Origin of the sequence: Phycicoccus sp. DTK01, assembly GCF_017312765.1 — a bacterium.
Classification (GTDB): domain Bacteria; phylum Actinomycetota; class Actinomycetes; order Actinomycetales; family Dermatophilaceae; genus Phycicoccus; species Phycicoccus jejuensis.
On record NZ_BOPU01000003.1, the window covers coordinates 72,332 to 90,476 of the forward strand.

The window sequence follows — 18,145 nt, forward strand, 5'->3', positions numbered from 1 at the left end:
GGCCTGGACGGCGTGGACGGTGCGGCCGGCGTCGCGGCGGGTGAGCACGACCATCCCGGCCACCAGCCACAACGCCAGGACCAGGGCGACCAGGGTCGCGGTGAGGTCCTCCCGCTGGGCGGCCGTCAGCTCGTCCAGGCGGCCGGCGAGCAGCGCGTCGAACGCGTCGATCGTCGGCTCGGCGGCCTTCGTCGCCGTGGCTGCCACCGTGGTGACGTCGGCCGGCTCCCGGTTCTCGAGGTCACGGACGACGCTCGTGGACAGCGCGTCCGCGGCATCGGCCGCGTCCCGCAGGCCCTGCACCTCCCGGGCGAGGGCCGCGCGGTCGGTGTCGGAGACGGCCACCTCGAGGTCGTCGCGGATGGAGCGGGCCTGGGTCTTCAGGGTGCCCCCGAACAGGGCGCGCTCGGCGACGCGCTCGTCGACGGTCGTGGCCCGGGTGGGCACGCGGGCCTGGGTGGCCTCGAGGAGCAGGTCGGGCAGCTCGGCGAAGGTCGCGTCGGCGAGGCTGGAGGAGTCGAGGTCCGCGTCGAGGGTGACGTTCGACGCGCGGCTGACTGCGGCGACCAGGTCCACGAGGGCCCCCGCGGTGTCGGCGACACCGGCCGGTGTGGTGTCGGGGGCCTGGGCGTCGACGGCCGCCATCTCCTCCTCCACACCGAGCTCGGGGTGCGCGGCCACGGCGGCCCGCAGCGGCGAGAGGTCGAGCGGACGCCCACCGGCCAGCTCGGCCAGCCCCCCGACCGCGGGTCGCAGGACCGCCAGGCCCTCGCGCTCGGCGGTGGTCGTCGCGATGTCCGGTGCGCTGAGGGCCAGGTAGGACCGCCCCAGCAGGAGCACCGGGACGAGCAGGACGGCGGTCAGGAGGAGCAGGCGCGCGGGGAGCCGCAACCGCCGGACGACCACGATGACGGGTGCGAGCAGGACGGTGGCTGGTCCACGGCGCGGGGTCGTCGGGGTGGCAGCGCTCATCGGGGTCCGTCCCTCGGGCTCGTGCGTCCCAGGGGCCGGTCGCCACCTCGGATCGTGATCCCCCATCGGCGGCGGCGGCCGGAGGCTCCAGAAAGATCTCCTCAAGAAGCGGTCAAACCCTCGACGGCGAGGGTCGGGGGACGAGGTGGCGGTGTGGCGCGCATCACCCTCGACACGGCGTGCGCTCCGTCGCGCCCGGGCGACTGACGGGGTGGAACACATCGTCGAGAGAGAAGGAGCTGTTCACCATGACAGGCCCCGCCACGACGGCCGGGACCGTCGCCACCGCCCCCACCGCCCGGGGGCGCACCCGCATCGCCGACTCGGTCGTCGGCACCGTCGCGGCCCTCGCCGCCCGCGAGGTACCGGGCCTCGCCCGGGTCGGCACCGGGGCCGAGCGCCTCGCCGGCGAGGTCGTGCACCGCCTGACCGGCAGCGCCACCTCGACCGCCGGCGTCACCGTCGTCGTCGACGAGGGCACCGCCTCGTTCACGGTCGAGCTCGTCGCCACCGGTGACCGCCCCGTCCACGAGACGGCCGATGACGTGCGCGAGCACGTCGTCGAGGCCGTCGAGGGCATGACCGGCCTGCGCGTCGGCCGTGTCGACGTCACCGTCGCCGACCTCGAGGACCCGGACCCCACCACCAGCACCGACCACACCGAGGAGGACGACCGATGAGGGCCACGACCGGGACCGTCTCGACCACCCGCCGGCTCGGCGCCGAGCTCGTCGGAACCTTCTGGCTCGTCGTCGCCGGGTGCGGCACGGCCGTCCTCGCCGCCACCGCGACGGCGCAGGCCGACGGTCGACCCGTGCTCGTCGGGGTCGGCTACCTCGGCGTCGCCCTGGCCTTCGGCCTCGCCGTGACCACCGCCGCCTACGGCGTGGGCCACCTCTCGGGTGGGCACTTCAACCCGGCCGTCAGCGTCGGGCTCGCCGTGGCGGGCCGGTTCTCGTGGCGGGACGTGCCCGCCTACGTCGCGGCGCAGCTCGTCGGGGCGGTCCTCGGCGCCGGTGTCCTCCTCGCCGTCGCCTCCGGGCGTCCCGGTTTCACGACGGCCGACGGGTTCGCGACCAACGGCTTCGGCGACCGCTCGCCCCAGCAGTACGGGCTGCTCGCGGCCCTCGTCGTCGAGGTCGTGCTCACGGCCGTGTTCGTCCTCGTCATCGTCGGTGCCACCGGCGAGCGCGCCCCGAAGGGGTTCGCGCCGTTGGCGATCGGCCTGACGCTCACGCTGATCCACCTCGTGTCCATCCCGGTGACGAACACCTCCGTCAACCCGGCCCGCTCGATCGCCCCGGCGCTGTTCGCCGGCGGCGCCGCGCTCGGCCAGGTGTGGCTGTTCGTCCTCGCGCCGCTCGCCGGCGGTGTGCTCGGCGGGCTCGTCGCCTCGCGGCTGCGTCCCTGACCTCGCCCTGACGACGACGGCGGCCCCGGTGCTCTCGCACCGGGGCCGCCGTCGGTCGTCGGACCGGGTGCGTCCTCAGGCCCCGCAGATGTCGGCGTCGGCGGGGCGGGCCTCGATGGTGGGCGTCGGCGTCGGGGCGGGCTTCGGTGCGCTGACCGGCTGGTCCGGCAGGGCCTTCGTCCCCGTGCGGTTCTCGACCTCGACGACGTTCTCGGACCCGGCGCCGAGCGTGACCCGGACGGTCCTCCCGAGCCCGGACGCCTCCTCGAGCGTCGCCCCGGGGAAGGCGGCGGCGACGGTGCGTGCGGCCTCCTCCTGCCCGGCGCCGTACTCGACGAGCGTGCCGGTCCGGCGCTCCCCGTTGCCGGTCGCGGTGACGGTGAAGCCCTGCACCGCGAGGGCGGCGCCCGCCTGGGAGGCCAGACCCGAGGCGCCCGAGCCGTTGCGCACCTCGACCCGCACGTCGTCGGGGGAGACGGTGAGCGGCGACGCGGTCGGGGACGGCGACGCGGTGGCCTCCGGCTCCTGCCCGAGCCGGCGGTCCTCGCGGAACGCCGTCCAGATGACCTGCGCCGACTCCTGCCACTGGACGCGGTTGGGGTCGGGCTCGTAGGCCTCGTTGGGGACGGTGACGAACTCGATGTTGTCCAGGCCGATGCCGCGCACGCTCTCGGCGAGGTCCTTCATCGTGCCGAGGCCGAACTCCGGGTCGGTGGTCAGCGAGCGCGTCGCGGCGTCGAGGAACCCGTAGAGCCGCGTGGGCTGGAAGAGCAGCTGGCTCGAGGTGGCCTTCTGCGCGATCGAGGAGAGGAAGGCCTGCTGGCGCTGGATGCGGCCGAGGTCGGAGCCGTCACCGACCGACTTGCGGGTGCGGACGTACGCGAGCGCCTGCTTGCCCTGGAGGGTGTGGGTGCCCGCGCTCAGGCGCAGGCCCGACTCCTTGTCGTCGATGGCCTCGCGGGTGCAGACCGGGACGCCGCCGAGGGCGTCGACCATCGACTGGAAGCCGCGGAAGTCGACGACGCCGTAGTGGTCGACGCGCACGCCGGTGTTGCCCTCGAGGGTGCGGATGAGGCAGCCGATGCCACCGATCTTGTAGTTGTGGTTCCACTGCCGCGTGACCCACTGGTCCTTCGGGGCGGTGGGGGAGCACTCCGGGGGTGCCTTGGTCATCGAGTCCCGCGGGATGGAGACGACCGTGGCCCACGAGCGGTCCTTGGAGAGGTGGACCAGCAGGTTGGTGTCGGAGTGCTGGCCCGGGTCCTCGACGACCTTGCCGATGGCGTCGTTGCCGTCGCCCTCCCGCGTGTCGGAGCCGACGAGCAGGATGTTGACGGCGCCGCGCGCCTGCGGGGCGGACGTGGGCCGGTCGGTACCGAGCGCGCCCGAGACGTCGACCTTCGTGATGTTCGAGTTCAGCCGCCACGCCGCGACGGCGCCGCCGGCGCCCCCGACGACGACGAGGGCCACGAGGCCGATCGCGAGGCGGCGACGCCACCGCGGTCGGCCGCCGTGCACCTCCCGGCGACGGGAGCGTGACGCGTCGGCCGCGGGTGTCTCGTGCGCATCCGGCTCGACGCCGTCCACCGGGTCCTCCCCACGGGTGCTGGTCAGGGCCCCGCGGTGCGGGACGTCGGGGAGTGTAACGAGCCGGGCTGGGGAGCGCGTCCAGGGTCGGGCCCGTCCGGGTGTCGCCCTCGTCAGCGACCCGAGGGGGTGCCGTCCGTCCCCGGCGGCGGCGCGTCGAGCGGGGTGCCGTCGCGCAGCATGCCGAACAGCTCCTTCGCGCGCTGCTCGTCCCAGAGGACCGAGGAGCCCGCCCGCGTCGTCGCGTTGAGGTCCGACACGGGCACGACGAGGCTCAGCGCCTCGTCGGAGGAGACCTTCCGCATCGTCGAGAGGATGCGGTACGCGTCGAGCAGCGAGGTGTCCTCGCCGACGAAGACGCTCGAGGCCGCCGCGTGGGTGAAGGACCACCAGCGCCACGGCACGAGCACGGTCCCCGGGGTCGCGGCCTCCTTCATCACGGCGCCGAGGAACTGGCGCTGGCGCTCGGCCCGGCCGAGGTCGCCCTTGGGGTCGGAGTACCGGGTCCGCACGTACCCGAGCGCCGTCGGCCCGTCGAGGGTCTGGCAGCCCTTCTTCACGTCGAGGTGGGCCTTCTTGTCCTTGATGTCGCGCGGCACGCAGATGTCGACGCCCCCGAGGCTGTCGACGACGTTGGCGAAGCCCCCGAACCCGATCTCGACGTAGCCGTCGATGCGCAGCCCGGTGGCCTGCTCGAGCGTCTGGACGAGCAGCTTCGGACCGCCGAAGGCGAAGGCGGCGTTGACCTTGTTGCTGCCGCGGCCGGGGATCGGGAGGTAGCTGTCGCGCGGGACGGAGACGAGGGCGGGCTTGCCGGAGCCCGACGGCACGTGGACGAGGATGATCGAGTCGGTCCGGCGGCCCTCGGCGGAGCCGGTGCCGAGCGCCTTCTTCTGCTCGGCGCTCAGCCCCTCGCGGCTGTCCGACCCGACGAGCAGGTAGGTGTGGCCGTCGCCGGCGGCGGGGCGCTCGCCGGCGGGCTCGGTGTCCTCGCGGCTGACCGTCGTCCACGCGTGCCACGGCGCCGCGGCCGTGACGGCCACCCAGCCGACGAGGAGCAGGACGAGGAGGAGCGCGACCCGGCGGGCGGGACGGCGACGGCGCGGGGGCCGCGGCTCGCGCACCGGGCGCGCCGGGCGGCCGCCGCGACCTCCGTCCCCGCCGCGCGCGGGGAGCGGACGGCCGTACTCGTCGTACCCGCCGGCGGGCTCGGCGGGCGCCGGCCGGCGCGGGGTCCGGGGGAGGGCACCCGTGGGTGCGGAGCGGGAGCCGGTGGGTGCGGACCGGGGCGCGGACGCCCGGGGGCGCCGCCGCGTGTCGACGACGTAGACGTCGTCGTCGGACCCCTGGGGGATCGGTCGGGCGCGGTCGTCGTCGCGCATCGTGGGTCCACCTCCGGGTCGGTCGCGGCGATCCAGTATGACGGGACCGGCCGGGAGGGCGGCGACGGCGGGGCCGGCCGAGCGCGCCGCGGCGCCGGTCGCGCGCTCGGCCGGCCCCCGGCGCGCCTCGGCCGCGCCCGCGCCGGGCGTGCCGATACTGGCTGACCATGGAGGAGCGACGGGGTACCGACCTGCTCGAGCGCGACGCGGTCGGGGACACGCTGCGGGTCGACACGCGGGGACGACGCGCCGGCAGCCGCGAGCGGCGCCGCGCCGTCACCCTCCTCGTGCTCACCCTCGTGCTGCCCGGCAGCGCGCAGGTCGCCGCCGGCAACAAGCGGCTGGGTCGCCTCGCCTTGCGGGTGTGGGCCGGGGTGCTCTGCCTGGCCCTCGTGGCCGTGCTCGTCGGGCTGGTCAGCCGCACCACGCTGCTCTCGGTGCTCACCTCGGGCGTCGTCCTGGTTCTCCTCCAGGGACTGCTCCTGTGCCTCGCGGTCCTCTGGGTCGTCCTGCTCGTCGACGCCTGGCGGCTCGGGCGCCCGGACCGGCTCCCGGCCGGCGACCGCCGCCGGCTGCTCGTGCTGCTCCTGGTGCTCCTGCTCGTCCCGGGCCTCGTCGGCTGGCTGGGCACGACCGTCGGCACGGCCCGGGCCGCGATGACCTCGGTCTTCGGGACCGGGGAGGCCGCGGGCGCGGTCGACGGCCGGTACAACGTCCTGCTCCTCGGCGGCGACAGCGGCGCGGGCCGCACCGGCCTGCGCCCGGACTCCATCCAGCTCGCGAGCGTCGACGCGCAGAGCGGTCGTGCCGTGCTCTTCGGGTTCTCGCGCGAGACCGAGAACATCCGGTTCCGCCCCGGGTCGGTCATGGCCGGCCTCATGCCCGAGGGCTGGACCTGCGGCGACGAGTGCCTCCTCAACGCGCTCTACACCTGGGGCCACGACCACGCCGACCGGTTCCCCGCCGGCACCCCCGACCCGGGCCTGCTCGCGACCCGGGAGGCGGTCGAGTCGCTGACCGGCCTCGACATCCAGTACTACGTCATGGTCGACCTCAAGGGCTTCAGCAGCCTCGTCGACGCCGTCGGCGGCCTCGACATCGCCGTGCAGCGCCGCACGCCGATGGGCGGCGGGTCGCGCGAGATCTTCGAGTGGATCGAGCCCGGTCGCCAGCACCTCGACGGCTTCCACGCCCTCTGGTACGCCCGCAGCCGCACGCAGTCGACGAACTACGAGCGGATGGCCCGGCAGCGCTGCGTCGTCACCGCCCTCGTCAAGCAGCTCGACCCGCAGACCGTGCTCCTCAACTTCGGTGACCTCGCGGCGGCCTCCAAGGGCGTGTTCAGCACCGACATCCCGCAGGACGCGCTCGCCGGGCTCGCCGACGTCGCGGTGAAGACCAAGCAGGAGAAGATCACGTCGGTCAACTTCGTCCCGCCGCTCATCAAGCCGTGGGACTACGACCCGGCCGTCGTCCGCTCGACCGTGGCGAAGGCCATCGCCGCCTCCGAGAAGGCGCCGGCGCCGCGTGCCGCGGCCGCGTCGCCCGCCGCGAAGAGCGGCGCCGCGACCACGAGCACCGCGCCGAAGGCCGCCCCGACGCCCAAGGCCTCGACACCTGCCGTGATGGAGCGCCCGGGCACCGACCCCGACGCCAACACCGAGGACCTCGCCGGCGTCTGCTCGGCCGGCTGACGTCCGCCGCGCGCACCGTCGGCGCCGTCACCCGATGGGCAATACTGACCGCCGTGCCCGACACCGCCTTCGCCCGACGCAACGCCGAGAAGGTCCTCTGGCTCCCGCAGTACGTGCTCGGGGACCTCGTGACGAGGGTCGTGCCCCGGCGTCCCGGGACCTGGGTGGTCGGCAGCGCCTACGGCGTCCACGACGGTGCCCGCGCCCTCGTCGAGGAGCTCGTGGAGCGTGGCCGGGCCGCCGAGGTGACGTGGCTCGCCCGCACCCCGCAGGAGGCCGCGGACGCCCGGGCCCTCGGGGTCCGCGCCCTGCGCCACGGCTCCCTCGCGGCCTTCCGTGCCGCCACCCGGGCCGCCGTCGTCGTGCTCACCCACGGCTACGGCGACGCCAGCCGCTTCGGCACCGGGGGAGCCCTCGTCGTGCAGCTGTGGCACGGCAGCCCGCTCAAGCGGATGCACCTGGACAGCCCGGCCGCGATGCGCCTGCCGCTGCTCGGCGACGCTCCGCCCGTCCCGGCCCTGCTCGGGGCGATGTACCGGCGCGGGGGTGCCCGGATCGGCCTCCTGCCCGTGTCGTCGCCGACGGTGGCGCCGCTCATGGCCTCCGCGCTCGGGGCCGACCCCGAGCGGGTCGAGGTCCTCGGCGAGCCGCGCGCCGACGTGCTGTTCCGCGGCACCGAGCAGGAGAGGCGCGACGCCGCGCGGGCCCGGCTGGAGGCCTCGGTCGGCGACCTCGGCGGGCGGCGTGTCGTCCTCCTCGCCCCCACCTGGCGCGACGGCGCCGCCGACCCCGTCGTGCCGACATCGGCGGAGTGGGCCGCCGTCGAGTCCTGGCTCGCCGCCCACGACGCGGTGCTCGTCGTGCGCCCGCACCCGCTCGCGGTCGGCGACTGGTCGCACCGGTCCGACGCCGTCCGGCTGCTCGACTCCGCGCTCGAGCCCGAGGTGATGCGCGTCCTGTGGGCCACCGACGCCGTCGTCAGCGACTACTCGTCGGTCGTCCTCGACGCGGCGGTCACCGGGGTCCCGCTCGTGTTCCTCGCGCCCGACCTCGAGGACTACACGCGGCGGCACGGCCTCTACGAGCCCTACGCGGCGACGACCGGCGGACGGGTCGAGCGCACCTGGGCGCAGGCGCTGGACCGGCTCTCCGACACCTGGGTCGGGGCGCCCGGGCGTGACGAGGCGCTGCGGCACACCCGCGCCCTGGCCGACCGCTACCACCAGCGACGAGACGGGCGCGCGGCCGCGCGCGTCGTGGACCGGGTCGACGCCCTGCTCGGACGGCCCGCCACCGCGCCGGTGGGCCCCGTCCGCGGCACCGCCTTCTTCGAGAGCTTCCACGGGCGCAACGTCTCGTGCAACCCCGCGGCCATCGACCGCGAGCTGGCCCGGGTCGCGCCGGACGTGCAGCGGTACTGGTCGGTCTCCCGCGACGACGTCGAGGTGCCCGCCGGCGCGACGGCCGTGCGCGTCGGGTCGCCCGAGTGGCTGGCCGCCCGCGACCGCGCCGACCTGCTCGTCCTCAACGACTGGATCGAGGACGGCTGGCGCCCGCGCCGCGAGCAGTTCGTCCTCCAGACGTGGCACGGCACGCCGCTCAAGCGGATCGCGCTCGGCCGGCGCGACCGCACGCCGCGCCTGTTCGCGGCGGTCGTCAAGCAGTCGACCCGCTGGTCGGCGATGCTCGCGCAGAACCCCTTCGCGGCCCGGGCGCTGCGCCGCAGCTACGCCGTCGCCCGCCCGATGTGGACGCTCGGCTACCCGCGCAACGACGTCGTCGTCACCTCCTCCGGCGAGGACGTGCGGGCGCGCCTGGGCGTCACGACGCCGCGGGTCGTCCTCTACGCACCGACCTGGCGCGACGACGCCCTCGACGGCCCCGACCCCCTCGACGCCGTCGCCCTCGCCGACCGGCTCGGCCCGGGGTGGACGGTGCTGGCCCGCGGACACGCGCGCACGCTGGGGCTGCGGGCCGAGGTGGGCGCCGACCGGGTCCTCGACGTCACCGGCTACCCCGACGTCAGCGACCTGCTCGCCCTCGCCGACGTCCTCGTGACCGACTACTCGTCGGTGATGTTCGACTTCAGCGCCACCGGGCGGCCGATGGTCTTCCACGTCGCCGACGCCGAGCACTACGAGCGCGAGGTGCGCGGCTTCGCGTGGGACCTCGGCGAGCGGGCCCCCGGGCCGCTCGTGCGCTCGGTCGAGGAGGTCGCCGACGCCGTGGCCCGTGCCGACGACCCGGACGAGCGGGCCCGCTGGGCCGAGCGCTACGCGCGCTGGCGGGCGGACTTCAACGCGCTCGACGACGGCCACGCCGCCGAGCGCGTCGTGCGGCGCCTGCTCGACGTCGGGGCGCTGCCCCGCCGGTGAGCCTCAGGGGCGGGGGACCGCCCGGTGCCGCCGCAGCCGCGAGCGGTCGACCGTGGTCCCGGCCCCCGCGAGGAGCCCCTTGAGGAAGCCCGCGCCCCACGTCGTCTGGATCGTCGCGACCACCGCGGCGTCCCGCAGCCGGTCGGCCGGCTCCGTCGCGCCGGCGCGGGCCGCGACGTAGCCGAGGAAGCCGGCGTAGGCGACCGGCGCGGCGTGCGCGAGGGCGAACGGCACCGGGTGCCGGCGGTCGGCGCCGGTCAGGGCGACGGCCGCGCTCGCGGCGAGCCCGGTGACGACCGCCGGCGCCGCGAGGTAGCGCAGCCGCGAGCGGCCACGGCGACGGACCATCTCGCCGCGCCACACACCGGTGGCCCACATCTGCCGGACGAGCGGGCGCCAGGCCTCGCGGGGCCAGTACGTCACCTCGACGTCCGGGACGAACCACACCTCGAGCCCCGCCGCGCGCAGCCGCTCGTTGAGGTCGTAGTCCTCGCCGCGGCGCAGCGTCTCGTCGTAGCCCCCGACGGCCTCCAGCGCCGAGCGGCGGAACACCCCGAGGTAGGCGGTCTCGGCCGGCCCCGCGGCGAGGCCGCCGTGGTGCACCCCGCCCCCGAGCCCGAGGCCGCTGTTGTACGCCCGCGCGACGGAGGCCTGCAGCGGGGTGCGGCCGACGGCGCGCATCACGCCGCCCGCGTTGGCGGCGCCGGTCTCGAGCAGCACGCCCACCATCCGGCGGGTGTAGCCGGCGGGCAGCTCGGAGTGCGCGTCGACCCGGACGACGAACTCGCCGGTCGAGGCCTCGAGGGCGCGGTTGAGCCCCGCGGGGATGTCGGTGGCGTCGTTCTCGACGACCCGCACCCGGGCGTCCTCGCGGGCGAGGCGGGCCGCGACCTCCTCGGTGCCGTCGCTCGACGGGGCGAGGGCCACGACGACCTCCTGGGGCCCGTCGTGGTCCTGCGCGAGCGCGGCACGCACCGCGTCGGGCAGGCGCAGCGCCTCGTTGAGGACGGGCACGAGATAGGACACGGACGGGCCGGACACGGGGTCACCTGGGGGTCGTCGGGTGGGGCGCGGGTCAGGCTATCGGGCGGTGCACGCGCACCGGGTACTCTCGACCCTCGGGCCCGCGACCGCGGGCCCGACCCGAGCGACGAGGATTCGATGGAACTGGTACGCACGACGCAGCGGCTCTGGGGCCGTCGCAGCGTGCTCGCGACGCTCGTGGTGCGGGATCTGCGGATCCGCTACGCGCAGAGCGTCCTCGGGTACGTGTGGACGGTGCTCGACCCGCTGCTCATGTCGCTCATCTACTTCGTGGTGTTCGTCTACATCTTCAAGCGGGGCGACCTCGGCCACCAGCCGTACTTCCTCTTCCTCATCGTCGGCCTGCTCGCCTGGCAGTGGTTCTCGACGGTGCTCACCGACACCTCGCGCGCCCTGACCGGCGAGGCCAAGCTCGTGCGCTCGACGAACCTCCCGCGCGAGATCTGGGTCGTGCGCGTCGTCCTCAGCAAGGGGGTCGAGTACCTGCTCTCGCTCCCGGTGCTCCTGGCCTTCCTGCTCTTCTACCTCGTCCGGGGGGAGGCCCAGCTCAACGCGTGGCTGCTGCTCTTCCCGGTCGCCGTCGCCCTCCAGGCCGTCGCGCTGCTCGGCTTCGGGCTGGTGCTCGCGCCGCTGACCGTCCTCGTCACGGACATGCAGCGCGTCGTGCGCATCGTGCTGCGGATGCTCTTCTACGCGACCCCGGTCATCTACGCGACGCACCTGGTCCCCGCGCCGTACGACAAGATCACCTGGCTCAACCCGATGACGGGCATCCTCGAGATGATGCGGGCCGGCTTCTTCAAGCACGACCGGCTGCCGATCGTCTGGGGGTCGGTCGTCACGGCCGTCGTCGTGTCCTTCGTCATGCTGCTCGTCGGGGTGGCGGTCTTCCGCCGCCTCGAGCGCGCCGTGCTCAAGGAGATCTGATGACCGAGCCCGTCATCTCCGTCGAGGGTCTCGGCGTCGAGTTCTACCGCTCGCGCCGGCGCCGGCTCTCGGTGCGCGAGATGCTCTTCCGCGGCTCGTCCGGCACGTCCAAGGAGACGTTCTGGGCGCTGCGGGACGTCTCCTTCGACATCCACCCCGGCGAGGCCGTCGGGGTCGTGGGCGGCAACGGCGGCGGCAAGTCGACGCTGCTCAAGATGATCGCCGGGGTGCTCCTGCCCGACGAGGGCACGGTCACCGTCAACGGCGGCGTGGCCCCCCTCATCGAGCTGACCGGCGGGTTCGTCGGCGACCTCACGGCGCGCGACAACGTCTACCTCCTGGCCGGGCTGCACGGCGTCTCCAAGGAAGCCGTCGACGAGCGCTTCGACGAGATCGTCGCCTTCGCCGGTCCGCAGGTGAAGGCCGGCCTCGACACCCCGTACCGTCACTTCTCCTCCGGCATGAAGGTGCGTCTCGGCTTCGCGGTCGTCACGACGCTCGACGAGCCGATCGTCCTCGTCGACGAGGTGCTCGCGGTGGGCGACAAGGCCTTCCGCGAGAAGTGCTACAAGCGGATGGAGGACCTGCTCTCCGACGGGCGCACGCTCTTCCTCGTCAGCCACAGCGAGCGCGACCTGCGCCGCTTCGGCGACCGCGCCCTCTACCTGCGCCACGGCCGGCTCGCCGTCGACGGCTCGATGGACGAGGTCCTCGACCAGTACAACGCCGACCTCGAGCGCAACGCCTGAGGAGGCCCGGCCCGATGACCGAGCCCGCGACGCACGACCCGACCCCCGCGGCGGGGTCGCCCACCGCCGTCGCCGACCCCGCCGGCCTGGTGACCGGGCGGCGGACCACCCGCCTCGACGTCGGCGTCGGCGTCCTCGTCGGGCTCGTCGTCGCGGCGGTCGTCCTCGTGTGGCGCTCGCCGCTCGTGCCGACCGACCCGTGGCACTACGTCATGGCGACCCTCGACTTCCCGAGCGACCAGTGGATCGCCCTCGGGCTGACGCGGTACGGGATCATGCTGGCCACCATCCCGCCGGCCCTGCTGTGGAAGAACGCGGAGGCGACGTACTACGTCTGGCCCCTGCTCTCCTGCGCGGTCCTCGCGGCCTCGGTCTACCTGCTCGGCCGCCGCTTCTGGGGCGTGCTCGCCGGGCTCGTCGCCGTCGTCGTGCTCTTCGCGAACACCGTCCTGTTCTACAACGCCTCCCGCTTCTACCCCGACGTCATGGCGATGGCGCTCGTCGTGCTGGCGCTGCTCACCGCGGTCCTCGCGCGCGACCGAGGCCTGCGCGGCCGCGGCGCGGTGCTCTGGGTGCTCGCCACCGGCTTCCTCCTCGGGTGGAGCTTCGAGGTCCGTGAGACGGCGTTCTTCTCGTGGCCCGTCGTCCTCGCCGTCCTCACCCGCCGGGGGTCGGCGCTGCGCACCTGGGCGCTCGTGGCGCTCCCGGTGCTCGCGTGGGCCGCGGTCGACGTCGCCATCAGCACGCTCGCCTACGGGACGCCGCTCGCCAAGGTGCAGGCGCTGCTCGGGATGAACCCCGAGGGCGTCGGGTACCCGCCGCCGACGAGCGGCGGCCCGCCGGCCGACCTCTCGGAGCGCACCCGCGGCTACTACCTCCTGGCCGTCCCGCTGCGGGCGCTCGAGACGCGGCCCGACGGGCTGTGGATGGTCGCCACGGGCGTGCTCGCGATCCTCGCCCTCGTGGCGGGCAACCGGGCGCTGCGGCTCATGGCCTTCGGCTTCGTCAGCGTCTACGCGCTCAACCTCCTCGCCGGCGGCGTGGCCGTCCCGACCCGGCCGCTCGGGAGCATCGACAACCCGCGGTACTGGATCCAGTACTTCCCGCCGATCGCGCTCGTCGTCGGCGGGGTGACCGCGCTCCTCGCGGCCCGGCTGGCCCGGGCGCTGCCCCGCGGGCGGCGGCTCCTGCGTGCCGCCGCCGTCGGGGGCGTCGCCGTGCTCGTCTGCGCGGTGCCCGCCCACCACGCCCAGCGCTTCATGACGACGACCAGCGCCTTCGCCCCGAACGGCGGCGACGCGATGGAGCGGCTGCGCTCGGCCCTCGAGGGCCGCGACTTCCGGGTGCCGGCGGTGTGGACCGACAGCCGCACGATGCGCGTGCTGCCCGCCTACCAGCGGCCGGTGTTCAACGGCCCGCAGGTCTGGAGCGGCCCGGGGGAGCGCCTGCGCCCCGACTCGCAGCCCCGGCCCGGCGACGCGGTGCTCTACTACAGCGCCTACGACGACGGCGTGTGCGTGCACTGCTACGAGTCGATCCGCCCCTGGATGGAGGCGCACCCGACGCCCCCGGCGAGCTGGGAGCTGGTCTACGCCACCCCGGACCGCGTCGTCGAGCTCTACCTCGTGCGCTGACGCCCCGTCGGGGACGCGGCCGGGCTCAGTGCTCGGGGCCGCCCTCGAGGCGTCCTCGGACCTCGGCCTCGTCGAGGGCGATCCGGCGGGCGAGGCGGGTGTAGCGCGTCTCGAGGTCGCGGAAGCGCAGGTAGGTCGTCACCGTGAAGCTGAGGAAGGCGACGACGAGCCCGTAGAGGACGAGGTCGGTGCCACGACCGACGCCGAACACGTGCGCCAGGCGCGTCCACACGTCCGGGAAGATGATCGACACGACGGCGAACGCGGCGAACGCGAGCACCCCGAGGCGGCGGATGGCCTGCGCCCGGGCCCCGCGCGAGCGGAACAGGCGGGCCGCGACGACGGCCACGACGACGATGAGCAGGACCTGGACGACGACGAGCTTCATCGGAGGATCAGCTCCACGAGGATGTTGACGGAGTTCCACAGCGACTGGCCCTTGGAGCGCGAGTAGTCGGTGTAGAGGATGTGCACCGGGCTCTCGGCGTAGCGCACGTCCATCGCGCCGATCTGCTCGACGAGCTCGGAGGCGTGGGCCATCCGGTTCTGGGTGATGTCGATCCGCTCCACGACGTCGCGGCGGAGCAGCCGCAGCCCGTTGTGGGCGTCGGTCAGGCGCGTGTGCGTCGTGAGGTTGGTGTACCCGACGGCCGCCCGCAGCACGAGCCGCTTGGCCAGGCTCGGGGTCGTGCGGTCGTCGAGGAAGCGGGAGCCGAAGACGACCTGGAGGTCCTCGGCGCGCGCCTTCTCGAGCATGGCGAGCACGTCGTCGGTCTGGTGCTGGCCGTCGGCGTCGAAGGTGACGGCCCACTCCATGTCGGGGCGGGAGCGGACGTACTCGAAGCCCGTCTGCAGCGCCGCGCCCTGGCCGAGGTTGACGGGGTGGCGCACGACGACGGCCCCGGCCTCGCGGGCGACCTCGGCCCCGTCGTCGACGGACCCGTCGTCGACGACGACGACCTGGGGGAAGACGCTGCGGGCCCGGGTGACGACGTCCCCGATGACCGCGGCCTCGTTGTAGAGCGGGATCACCAGCCAGACACCCGAGGTGTCGACCTGCCGTGAGGTGTTCATCGCCGACCAGCGTACGGGGCCGGGCGGGAGGCCCTCACCATCCGGCCCGCGCCGCCCGGCGGGCCCACCAGCGCAGGCCCTCGTACTTGACGCGGGCGACGTGGCCGCGGCGCCGCCGGCCGGTCGCGACGTGCTCGGCGTGCCGCAGGACGGCGCTCGGGAGGTACCGCACGGTGAGGCCGAGGCGCTCGCACTCGCTCGCGAACCACAGCTCCTCGCCGAAGAGCGCGAAGGGGTAGTCGGTGCGGCCGCCCGCCGCGAGGTAGCGGGGGGTGAGGACGACGCACGAGCCGTGGCCGGCGAACACGGCCGCGCCCGGCTCGACCCCGCTCACCGTGCGCGAGCTGTGCCCTCCGCGGCGCAGGAGGAAGAGGTCCGCGACCGCCGGGAAGCGGTGGGCCGCCGCGAGCAGGCGCAGGCGGCGGGCGCTCGGCGGGTGCAGCAGGTTGGGGTTCTGGTCCTGCCCGAGGGCGCCGAGCACCGACGGCGCGAGCCACCCGGCGTCGGGGTGCTGCGCCACCCCGTCGAGGAGCGCCGCGACGCACCCCGGGTCGGCGACGAGGTCGCAGTTGGAGAGCACGAGGGGGAGGGCGGGGTCGACCTCGGGCAGCGCCCGGTGCAGGGCGGGGAGGTAGCCGGGGTTGTCCTCGAAGTCGAGGACGCGCACCCGCGGGTCGTCCCCGAAGGCGGCCCGGGCGGCCGCGGTGTCGCCGGGCTTGTTGGCGCACAGGACGAGGTCGACCGGGGCGTCCGGGCCGAGCGAGGCGACGAGGCCGCGGGCGTCGTCGACGCCCCCGTAGGACACGACGACCCAGGTGAGGGCGGGGGCGGGGCTCATGCCGTCGCCTCGCGTGCGCCGCGGCGGAAGAGGGCGGCGTACACCGGCCCGAGGAGGCGCCCGGGGACGAGGCGGAAGGCCCCGCGCACGACGAGGTTGACGGCCATCCGCGGGACGCCGACGACGCCGGCGGCCCGCAGCCGGCGCTGGAGGTCCCACTCGTAGCGCAGCATCCGCCAGCCGCCGCGCCGCGAGATCATCTCGTCGCCGGCGTTGAAGAGCACGAGCGGCTCCTCGAGGTTCTCGGCCCGCGCCCCGGCCGCGAGCATCCGCGCGAAGAGGTCGTAGTCCTGCATGTAGCGCAGGTCGGCGTACCCCCCGACCCGCAGGGCGAGCTCGCGGCGGAAGAGGGAGGTGGGGTTGTTGACCGGGTTGTTGAGGGGCAGACGGCGCATGATCGCCGCGTGCGAGGCGGGGTTGGTCCGGACGCCGAGCACGTGCCCGGGGTCGCCGCGGAACTCGAGCATCGCGGAGCCGACGAGGTCCAGGCCGTGCTCCTCGAGGTGGCGCACCTGGCGCTCGAGGCGGGTGGGGAGCGAGACGTCGTCGCTGTCGTGCCGGGCGACGAGGTCGCCGGTCGCGAGCTCGAGGCCGCGCGCGGAGGCCAGGCCGCTGCCGACGTTGCGGGGGAGGCGCTCGACGCGGACGGACGGGTGCTCCGCGGCGGCCGCCGCGAGCGCCGCGTCCAGGGCGTCCGGCACGGGGCCGTCGACGACGACGAGGAACTCCTCCGGCGGCCGCGTCTGGCCGGTCACCGAGGCGACCGAGCGCTCGAGGTCGGCGACCGTGGTCCCGTGGTAGGTCGTCATGAGGACGGTGACGGTGGGGGGCACGGCCAGCAGTCTAGGAGGCGGCCGGGTCGCCGCCCGCGCCGCGCAGGGTGGCCCAGAGGCTCGCCACCTCGCGCCGGTTCAGCCACCCCCAGAGCGCGGCGAAGCCGAGCGCCCCACCCACCTGGGCCAGCACGCCGGCGGGGCCCGCGAGGTCGCGGGTCAGCAGGGCGACGGCGGCGACGACCGCGACACCGGCCACGAGGCGCAGCGCGAGGTCGAGCCAGGACTGCCTCTCGAGCCACCAGACGGCGCCGAGCGTCGCGAGGGACGCGCTGCCCGCCCCGACGAGGTAGCCGAGCGCGACGCCGTCGACACCCATCGACGGGGCGAGGACGAACCACGTGGCGACGCCGAGCACGAGCCCGCCGAGGTTGACCGCCGCGACGACCTGCGGGCCGCGTCGCCGGGTGGACTGGAGGGCGGTCGCCCCGCCGAGGGCGACGGAGGTGAGCATCACCGCGCCGAGCAGCACCGGCAGGACCGCCTCGGAGCGGGCGAACGAGGCGCCGTAGACGACCCGGATGCCGAGCGGGCTGAGGATGACGAGCACGCCGATGACCCCGACGAAGATCGCGACGAGCCGGCGCGCGATGGCGTCGCTGTGCCGGCGCACGGCCGCGCGGTCGGCGCGCCCCGCGGCGGCGACGAGCGGCGGGACGAGGGCGGTGCTCAGGGCGATGGCGAACATCGACATCGGGGTGGCGAGGGAGAGCGCGGCCGCGAAGTCGCCGGCGCCGCTCTCGCCGCTCCAGTGGTGGGCCGCGAGCTGCGAGGCCTGGAGCAGCCCACCGCCCGCGAGGACGCCGACCGCCGAGAACGCGACCCACTGGTCGATCTCGCGCCGGGCGGCGCGGTCGAGGCGACCCCGGACGCGGGCCGGCCACGTGGCCACCGCGAAGAGGCCGTACCCGACGGCGAGGGGGAGCAGGGTGAGCAGGTCGAGGTCGAGGACCAGCACGAGCGCGAGCACGGAGAGGGAGGTGACGGCGGCGAGCGTGTCCCAGAGGGCCACCTGCCGGAACCCGAGGAGCCCGAACCGGACGCCGCGGGTCGTCACGTAGACGGAGTAGGTCCAGCAGAGCACGACGCTCGCGACGACCTGCACCGGCTGCAGCCCGAGCCACCACGCCCCGAGCAGCCCGGTGGCCGTCGGCAGGACGGTGGCCACGAGGAGGGAGCGCTGGGCGATGTGGCGGGCCACGCGCAGGGCGCCCTCCTCGTCGCCGAGCGAGCGGCGCAGGGCCACGAAGCGGGTGCCCGCGCTCGCCGCGGGGGAGGCCCAGGCGAGGCTCGTGAGGACCGAGATCGACAGCGCGCTGTTGGCCTGGCCGAGCAGCTCGCGGGAGCCGAGGCGGCCGATGATGACGCTGTAGACGAGGCGGGCGGCCCCCTGGACCGCCGTCGCGTAGGTGCTCAGCGCTGCGTTGTCCCGCAACGCCGCTGCGGGCGTGGAGCCTGGGGGGCGCTCCGGCGGCGGGGGCGCGGAGGGCATCGGCGAAGCATACCGGCGGGCCGTCCTCGGGTTGCGCCGAAACCCCGGTACGCGAGTGACGGCTGTGACAGACTCGAAGGACCCTGCCGTCCCCGAGGTGCCACGCCGTGCCGTCGGGGAAAATCCCCTCACT

At 75.1% G+C, this 18,145-nt stretch carries 16 protein-coding genes; 7 read left to right on the forward strand and 9 right to left on the reverse strand.

Annotated features, from left to right (window positions below; all coding sequences use genetic code 11):
* A partial coding sequence (locus J3473_RS07860) for a hypothetical protein (RefSeq protein WP_207022644.1) occupies positions 1–972 on the reverse strand: 972 nt, incomplete at its 3' end.
* Between the two features lie 248 nt (positions 973–1,220).
* On the opposite strand from J3473_RS07860, the gene J3473_RS07865 reads away from it, so the two are divergent.
* Positions 1,221–1,652, forward strand: coding sequence for an Asp23/Gls24 family envelope stress response protein (locus tag J3473_RS07865; RefSeq protein WP_207022645.1), 432 nt, complete (start codon positions 1,221–1,223; stop codon positions 1,650–1,652).
* Complete coding sequence (gene aqpZ, locus J3473_RS07870) at positions 1,649–2,383, forward strand: aquaporin Z (protein ID WP_207022646.1); 735 nt, start codon at positions 1,649–1,651, stop codon at positions 2,381–2,383. The genes J3473_RS07865 and aqpZ overlap by 4 nt, the downstream gene beginning before the upstream one ends.
* A 75-nt stretch (positions 2,384–2,458) precedes the next feature.
* On the opposite strand, the gene J3473_RS07875 is transcribed toward aqpZ, so the two are convergent.
* Positions 2,459–3,970, reverse strand: coding sequence for an LCP family protein (locus J3473_RS07875; protein WP_242525769.1), 1,512 nt, complete (start codon positions 3,968–3,970; stop codon positions 2,459–2,461).
* 113 nt (positions 3,971–4,083) lie between these two features.
* Positions 4,084–5,352: an LCP family protein gene (locus J3473_RS07880; RefSeq protein ID WP_207022647.1), complete on the reverse strand. Its 1,269-nt coding sequence runs from the start codon at positions 5,350–5,352 to the stop codon at positions 4,084–4,086.
* A gap of 167 nt (positions 5,353–5,519) precedes the next feature.
* Here J3473_RS07880 and J3473_RS07885 point away from each other — a divergent pair, with 167 nt between their 5' ends.
* Positions 5,520–7,046, forward strand: coding sequence for an LCP family protein (locus tag J3473_RS07885; protein ID WP_207022648.1), 1,527 nt, complete (start codon positions 5,520–5,522; stop codon positions 7,044–7,046).
* Positions 7,047–7,099: 53 nt separating this feature from the next.
* Positions 7,100–9,421, forward strand: coding sequence for a CDP-glycerol glycerophosphotransferase family protein (locus J3473_RS07890; RefSeq protein WP_207022649.1), 2,322 nt, complete (start codon positions 7,100–7,102; stop codon positions 9,419–9,421).
* Positions 9,422–9,424: 3 nt separating this feature from the next.
* On the opposite strand, the gene J3473_RS07895 is transcribed toward J3473_RS07890, so the two are convergent.
* Positions 9,425–10,462: a glycosyltransferase gene (locus J3473_RS07895; protein WP_030527656.1), complete on the reverse strand. Its 1,038-nt coding sequence runs from the start codon at positions 10,460–10,462 to the stop codon at positions 9,425–9,427.
* A 120-nt stretch (positions 10,463–10,582) separates the two neighbouring features.
* Here J3473_RS07895 and J3473_RS07900 point away from each other — a divergent pair, with 120 nt between their 5' ends.
* The 3 genes from J3473_RS07900 to J3473_RS07910 are packed head-to-tail and all read left to right on the forward strand — an operon-like array spanning position 10,583 to position 13,775.
* Positions 10,583–11,392, forward strand: coding sequence for an ABC transporter permease (locus J3473_RS07900; protein ID WP_207022650.1), 810 nt, complete (start codon positions 10,583–10,585; stop codon positions 11,390–11,392).
* Positions 11,392–12,141, forward strand: coding sequence for an ABC transporter ATP-binding protein (locus J3473_RS07905; protein ID WP_030527654.1), 750 nt, complete (start codon positions 11,392–11,394; stop codon positions 12,139–12,141). The genes J3473_RS07900 and J3473_RS07905 overlap by 1 nt, the downstream gene beginning before the upstream one ends.
* Positions 12,142–12,155: 14 nt before the next feature.
* Positions 12,156–13,775 carry a hypothetical protein gene (locus J3473_RS07910; RefSeq protein ID WP_207022651.1) on the forward strand — a complete coding sequence of 540 codons (1,620 nt, stop codon included), beginning with the start codon at positions 12,156–12,158 and terminating at the stop codon, positions 13,773–13,775.
* Between the two features lie 25 nt (positions 13,776–13,800).
* On the opposite strand, the gene J3473_RS07915 is transcribed toward J3473_RS07910, so the two are convergent.
* Genes J3473_RS07915 through J3473_RS07935 form a run of 5 tightly spaced genes read right to left on the reverse strand, consistent with a single transcriptional unit; the run spans position 13,801 to position 18,012 of the window.
* Positions 13,801–14,163 (reverse strand): DUF2304 domain-containing protein, encoded by a 363-nt coding sequence (locus J3473_RS07915; RefSeq protein ID WP_036829426.1) that lies wholly within the window; start codon positions 14,161–14,163, stop codon positions 13,801–13,803.
* The gene (locus J3473_RS07920) at positions 14,160–14,849 is read right to left on the reverse strand and encodes a glycosyltransferase family 2 protein (protein ID WP_207022652.1); all 690 of its coding nucleotides are present in this window, start codon (positions 14,847–14,849) and stop codon (positions 14,160–14,162) included. Before J3473_RS07920 ends, J3473_RS07915 begins: the two co-directional genes overlap by 4 nt.
* Positions 14,850–14,883: 34 nt before the next feature.
* Complete coding sequence (locus J3473_RS07925) at positions 14,884–15,687, reverse strand: glycosyltransferase family 2 protein (RefSeq protein ID WP_207022653.1); 804 nt, start codon at positions 15,685–15,687, stop codon at positions 14,884–14,886.
* Complete coding sequence (locus tag J3473_RS07930) at positions 15,684–16,520, reverse strand: glycosyltransferase (RefSeq protein WP_207022654.1); 837 nt, start codon at positions 16,518–16,520, stop codon at positions 15,684–15,686. The genes J3473_RS07925 and J3473_RS07930 overlap by 4 nt, the downstream gene beginning before the upstream one ends.
* A gap of 10 nt (positions 16,521–16,530) precedes the next feature.
* Complete coding sequence (locus J3473_RS07935; RefSeq protein WP_157577428.1) at positions 16,531–18,012, reverse strand: lipopolysaccharide biosynthesis protein; 1,482 nt, start codon at positions 18,010–18,012, stop codon at positions 16,531–16,533.
* Positions 18,013–18,145 lie beyond the last annotated feature (133 nt).